At 69.8% G+C, this 6,534-nt stretch carries 4 protein-coding genes; all 4 read left to right on the forward strand.

All coding sequences use genetic code 11. From position 1 onward, the window contains the following. The first annotated feature begins 52 nt into the window (after positions 1-52). On the forward strand, positions 53-1,426 hold the full coding sequence (locus EVS83_RS13580; protein ID WP_133501568.1) for an FAD-dependent oxidoreductase: 1,374 nt from the start codon (positions 53-55) through the stop codon (positions 1,424-1,426). Beyond that, on the forward strand, positions 1,423-2,862 hold the full coding sequence (sbcB, locus tag EVS83_RS13585) for an exodeoxyribonuclease I (RefSeq protein ID WP_133501569.1): 1,440 nt from the start codon (positions 1,423-1,425) through the stop codon (positions 2,860-2,862). Before EVS83_RS13580 ends, sbcB begins: the two co-directional genes overlap by 4 nt. A gap of 189 nt (positions 2,863-3,051) precedes the next feature. Beyond that, complete coding sequence (locus EVS83_RS13590) at positions 3,052-5,931, forward strand: ligand-binding sensor domain-containing diguanylate cyclase (RefSeq protein ID WP_208108750.1); 2,880 nt, start codon at positions 3,052-3,054, stop codon at positions 5,929-5,931. 46 nt (positions 5,932-5,977) lie between these two features. Further along, on the forward strand, positions 5,978-6,534 hold a 557-nt coding region (locus EVS83_RS13595), incomplete at its 3' end, for a DUF2939 domain-containing protein (protein ID WP_133499894.1).

Consider the following 6,534-nt stretch of genomic DNA (forward strand, 5'->3'; position numbering starts at 1 on the left):
AAGCGTGCGTACCTTCCGTGCAACCTGCCACTAAACTCGGCCCGACCACCGAATGGATGCGCAAGTGAGCGACAACTCCCGCAGCATCACGATCATCGGCGCTGGCCTCGCCGGCGCACTGCTCGCCACCCTGCTCGCGCAGCGCGGCTGGAGCGTCGACGTCTACGAGAAGCGCGGCGACCCGCGCGTTCGCGGCTATGCGGGCGGCCGCTCGATCAACCTCGCGCTCGCCGAACGCGGCCGTCATGCATTGCGGTTGGCCGGCGCCGACGACGCCGTGATGTCGCATGCCGTGATGATGCGCGGCCGCATGGTGCACTTCGCCGACGGCCGCACCGACCTGCAGCGTTACGGCCGGGACGACAGCGAAGTCATCTGGTCGATCCATCGTGGCGAGCTCAACATCAGCCTGCTCGACATCGCCGAGACCGCGGGTGCCCGTCTGCACTTCGACCGCGGTCTCGTCGCGGCGGATTTCGATCGGCACGTCGCGACGTTCGCCGATGCCGGCGGTGGCCTGCTCGACGTTGGCTTCGATTCGCTGGTGGGCGCGGACGGCGCGGGCTCGGCGCTGCGGGTCGCGATGGCGAAGCGCGAGGGCCTCGGCGAGCGCACCGAGAACCTCGGCCACGGCTACAAGGAACTGGAGATCCCGCCCGGCGATGACGGCAGCTTCCGCATCGAGCCGAATGCGCTGCATATCTGGCCGCGCGGCCGCTACATGTGCATCGCGCTGCCGAACGACGAACGCACGTTCACCGTCACCCTGTTCCTGCCGAGCCACGGCGAGCCGAGCTTCGACACCGTGCGCAACGGTGCAGAAGCCCGCGCGTTCTTCGAGCGCGACTTCGCCGACGCGTCGCCGCTCATTCCGAATCTCGAGCAGGATTTCGATAGCCACCCGACCGGCACGCTGGCGACGCTCTATCTCGATCTCTGGCACCTCGGCGGCGACGCCGTGCTGCTCGGCGACGCGGCGCATGCGATGGTCCCGTTCCACGGCCAGGGCATGAACTGCGCGTTCGAAGACTGCGTTGCACTGGCCGAGCATCTCGACAACGCGCCCGACCGTGCCAGCGCGTTCGCCGCGTTCCAGGCGGAGCGCTTGCCGAACGCGCGCGCGATCCAGCAGATGGCGCTCGAGAACTATCTGGAGATGCGCGATCGCGTCGACAACGACGACTTCCTGCTGCAGCGCGCACTCGAGCTCGAACTCGCCGCGCGCCATCCTGACCGCTTCGTGCCGCGCTATTCGATGGTCACGTTCATGCGCATTCCGTATGCGACGGCGTTCGAACGCGGTCGTGTCCAGCGCGAATTGCTGGCGGACGTGACACGCGGCCATTCCAGCCTCGACACGATCGACCGCGCGCTCGCCGATCGCCTCGTCACCGAACGCCTGCCGCCGCTTGGGAAGTCCGCGTGACGTCCAGTTTTCTCTTCTACGACCTCGAGACCTTCGGCGCGTGTCCGCGCCGCAGTCGTATCGCGCAGTTCGCGGGCATCCGCACCGATACGAACCTTGAGCAGATCGACGAGGAGATCTGTTTCTACGTCAAACCGGCCGATGACCTTCTGCCCTCCCCGACCGCGGCGGCGATCACCGGCATCACGCCGCAACACGCGTTCGAACACGGCGTCAACGAGGCCGAAGCCTTCGCGCGCATCCACGAACAGATGATGCGCACCGGCACCTGCACCGCCGGCTACAACTCGTTGCGCTTCGACGACGAATTCGTGCGCCACGGCCTCTTCCGCAACTTCTACGACCCGTACGAACGCGAGTGGCGCGGCGGCAACTGCCGCTGGGATCTCCTCGACGTGATGCGCCTCGCGCACGCGTTGCGGCCCGATGGCATCCACTGGGTCTATCGCGACGACGGCACGCCCACGTTCACGCTGGAAGGTCTGGCGAACGCGAACGGCGTCCGCATCGGCGATGCGCACGAGGCCTTGAGCGACGTGCGCGCCCTGATCGGGCTCGGCCAACGGCTGCGAGCCGCGCAGCCGCGGCTCTGGGACTACTGCCTGCGCCTGCGCGACAAGAAGTTCGCGGCGACGCTCCTCGATGTGGTCGCCATGACGCCGGTGCTGCATGTCTCGCAGCGCTTTCCCGCGAGCCGCATGTGCGCAGCGCCGGTGATCCCGCTCGCGATGCATCCGCGCATCGGCAACCGCGTCGTCGTGTTCGATCTCGACCAGGATCCGGATTCGCTCCTGACGCTGGATCCCGGGGTGATCGCGCAGCGCCTGTACGTCAAGCAGGACGACTTGCCGGAGGGCGTCGAGCGGATCGCGCTGAAGGAAGTGCACCTCAACCGCTGCCCGGCATTGGTGGCGTGGGATCACCTGCGCGCGGCCGATCTCGAGCGCCTGCGCATCGATGTCGACCGCGTCGAACGCAACGCGCAGCGCATTCGCGAACGCGCGCCGGAGATCGCGGAGAAGGTGCGTCGCGTGTTCGCGACGATGCCCGACCGCGCGGCATCGGACTGCGATGCGTCCTTGTACGACGGCTTCCTTCCCGACGCCGATCGCCTGCGCTTTCCCGACGTCCGCGGCACGCCGCCAAAGCACCTCGGCGACACGGACTTCGGTTTCAGCGACGCGCGCCTGCCGGAGCTGCTGTTCCGTTATCGCGCCCGCAACTGGCGCGATTCGTTGCAGCACCACGAGCACGACCGGTGGAACGGCTATCGCCGCGAGCGCTTCGCGGACACGACGCGGTCGGAGTACACGTTCGACTCGTTCTTCGGCGAGGTACGCACGCTGCGTGCAGAGCGCGAAGGCGACGGCCGCATCGCGGCACTGCTCGACGCCGTCGAGGCCTGGGGCCGCGAGCGGCAGCACGAGCTCGCCTGAACAGGGCGAGCCCGGCCCGCCGCGTTGGAATCCTGTTAAGCCGGTAATCCGCGGCGTCGGCGTGGCAAAGTAGCCCGGGGGATCCAACCGGTCGGGGCCATGGCAGCAACGCTGACGGCACGCGCGCGTGCGCGTGCCCGCGCCTTCGTGGGAGCGGGGCTACGGACGTCGATGCGACGCGCCGTCGCAATGCTGTTCCTCATGGTTGCGCTCGCCCTGCCTGCTTACGCCGTGCAATCGCTCGGCGACGACTTCGTCGAGTCCTGGACGACGCGGGACGGCCTGCCGCACAGCACGATCAACGGCATCGGCCAGACCCTCGACGGCTACCTCTGGCTCGCGACGTGGGAAGGCATCGCGCGCTACGACGGCCACGAGTTCCGCCTGTACCGGCGTGACGACATCCCGGGCCTCGGCGACGACAGCGTACGCGCGCTGCACATCGGCCCGCATGGCGACCTCTGGGCCGGCAGTGCGCGCGGCGGCATCGTCCGTTGGCACGACGGCCGCTGGGATTCGCGTCCCCCGGTCGACGGCCTGATCACCGACCTGCTGGAGGAACCCGCCGGGCGGCTTTGGGTCGCGACGTTGCGCGGCGGGCTCGTGCGTATCGACACCAACGGGCGCCGCGCCGTCGTCGACGGTGAACACGGCCTGCCGAGCGACACGGTTAACGCGCTGGCCCGCGACGCGCGCGGCCGCATCTGGGTCGCGACGAGCCAGGGGCTCGCGCGCATCGACGGCGACCGCGCCGTGCCCGCGGACATCACCGGCCTCTCGGCTGGCCCCGTGTTTTCCTTGTTCCCCCTCGCGGACGGCGGACTGCTGGTCGGCACCGAACACGGCGCACTGGTCGTCGCGAACGGCGTGGTGGGGCTGCTCCACCCCGACCTCGCCACGCGCACCGCAACGCGCATCTGGCGCGACCCGAGCGGCGTGACCTGGGTCGGCACCAACAACGCCGGCCTCGCGCGCGTCGACGGCGACCGCATCGAATGGCTGGACGCCCCCGACGGCCTGCCGAACAACCGCGTGCTGGCGCTCGGCCGCGACGACGAAGGCAGTCTCTGGGTCGGCACGAACGGCGGGCTCGTGCGACTGCGCGCCGCGCCCATCCACACCTACACCCGCCAACAGGGTCTGGCCGACGACTTCGTCCGCGCCACGCTAGTCACGCGCGACGGCCAGCTGTGGATCGGGAGCGGACAGGGGCTGGATCGCATGGATCCCGCCACCGGCGCGATCACGCGCATCGGCCTCGGCACACGGCTGGCGGATGCGTCGGTGTTGGCGCTCGCCGAGGACGCGTCGGGGGACGTGCTCGTCGGCACCTTCCACGATGGCCTGCTGCGCCTGCACGGCGACGCCATCGTCGACGCGATCACGATGGACGACGGTCTGCCGTCGAACGAGGTGCGCGCGTTGCTCGCCGCGCACGATGGCCGCATCTGGATCGGCACCAAGCAGGGTGTCGTCGTGCACGACGACGCCTCCCAACGCGTCTACGGCGCGCACGACGGCCTGCCCGCGGAGTTCGTGCAGGCGCTGCACGAGGACGCCGACGGGGCGATCTGGGTCGGCACTAGCGCCGGTGCCGCCGTGATCCGCAACGCTCGCGCGAGCGCCGTCGATCTGCGGCCCACCGACGCGCAGTACGTCTATGGCTTCGTGCCCTCGGCCGGCGGCGATGCGCTGTGGCTGGCGACCGACCGCGGCCTCGTGCGCGTCGCCCGCGACGGCGGCCCGCCCCGGCGCGTCGCACGCGCGGAAGGCTTGCCGTTCGAGAAGATCTTCGCGGCCGTGCCGGATGCGCAGGGCCGCCTCTGGCTGACCGGCAACGAAGGCATCGCGCGACTGCGCATGGCGGAGTTGGAGGACGTCGCCGCGGGTCGTCGCGCGCGCATCGACGTGCATCTTTTCGGCCGCGCCGACGGCATGGCGTCCGCGCAGGCCAACGGCGGCTCGATGCCTGCGGCAACGCTCGATACGGCGGGCAAGCTCTGGGTCGCCACGGCGATCGGCGTCGTGCGGCTCGACCCTGACGCCGCCGTGCGCCATCCGCTTCCGCTGCCGCCCGTGGCGATCGAGCGCTTCGAAGTCGACGGACGCGAACGCGATCCGCACACGGCGTCCGCACTCGCGCCGGGCGACCACCGCATCGTCGTGCGTTTCGTCGCGCCAACGCTGATCAATGCGCAGCGTGTCCACTACCGCTATCGGCTCGACGGACTGGCGTCGTCGTGGATCGACCTCGGCACGAGTCGCGAAGTGCAGTTCACCAGCCTGCCGCCGCGAGCATTCCATCTGCGGATCGAGGCGTGGGTACCGGGCGAACCGGAAGTCTCGCACGGTGGACTCGAGTTCTCGATCACGCCGTACTGGTGGCAGCGCGCCGAAGTGTGGGTGGTGATCGTGCTGTTCGCGATCGTGCTGCTGGGCCTCGCCTATGGTGCGCGCGTCGGCCAGCTGCGCCATACCGAGCGACGCCTGCGCGGCCTCGTCGACGAACGCACGCATGCCTTGCAAGTGCAGACGCGCATCGCCGAACGCTTGGCGCGCACCGACGCGCTCACGCTGCTGTCGAATCGCCGCGCGCTGGACCAGGCGCTGGAGAACCAGGAACTCGAGCACCTTGCGCAGGGTCATCCGGTGGCGCTGATGCTGGTCGACGTCGACGGCTTCAAGCCGATCAACGACCTCCACGGCCACGCGGCCGGCGACATCGCGCTTCAGGGCGTCGCCGACGTCATCCGCGCCCACGCTCGCCAGCACGACATCGCCGCGCGCTGGGGCGGCGACGAATTCGCCTTGCTGCTCGTCGATTGCACGCTCGAGCAGGCGCTCAGCGTGGCGGAGCGCATCCGCAGTGCGGTGGAGGTGATCGACTGCGAGCCGTTCGCGCCGGGCTTCAACGTGACCGCGAGCGTGGGCGTCGCCTGGAGTCGCGGCCGTGCGCACAGCGCGAGCCTGCGTACGCTGGTGCCGCGCGCCGACGAGGCGCTCTATCGCGCGAAACGCGAGGGCCGCAACCGCGTGCGGGCGGCGGTCGAACCCGAACCCGCGGCCTGAGCACGGCGTCGCCACGATGCTCACGGCCCTTCGCTAGGCTGCACGCATGAAGACGCTGATCGCCCTCCTCCTCGTCGCCGTTCTCGCCCTCGCCGGTTATGTGGCCGCGGGGCCGTTCCTCACCGCACGTTCGATCAGCGACGCCGTGCAGCGGGGCGACATGCGAACGCTGGAGCAGGACGTCGATTTCCCGATGGTGCGCGCGAGCGTCAAGGCGCAGCTGGAGGATTACCTAGCCCGCAAGATGGGCGACCCCTCGACGGACAGCCGACTGAAGGAGCTTGGACGCCAGGTCACTGCGACGATGACGGGCGGCGTGGTCGATGCGCTGGCGACGCCCGCGGGCATCGGCGCGATCCTGCAGGGCCGCAGCGTCGTCCGTCGCGCGATGGGCTACCCCGTCGAGCATTCGAGCGAACCGGGCGGCAAGTTCGACCCGCTGCAGGGTGCGGCCTACCACTACGAATCGGCATCCCGCTTCACCGCGACCGTGCAGAACGCGGACGGTGTGCCGGTGGTCTTCGTGTTCACCCGCGACGGCCTCAAATGGCGCGTCACCGACGTGCGCCTGCCCGTCGACGACCTCGTCAGGTCGCTGACCGG

The sequence above is a fragment of the Cognatilysobacter terrigena genome, assembly GCF_004361065.1.
Taxonomy (GTDB): Bacteria; Pseudomonadota; Gammaproteobacteria; order Xanthomonadales; family Xanthomonadaceae; genus Cognatilysobacter; species Cognatilysobacter terrigena.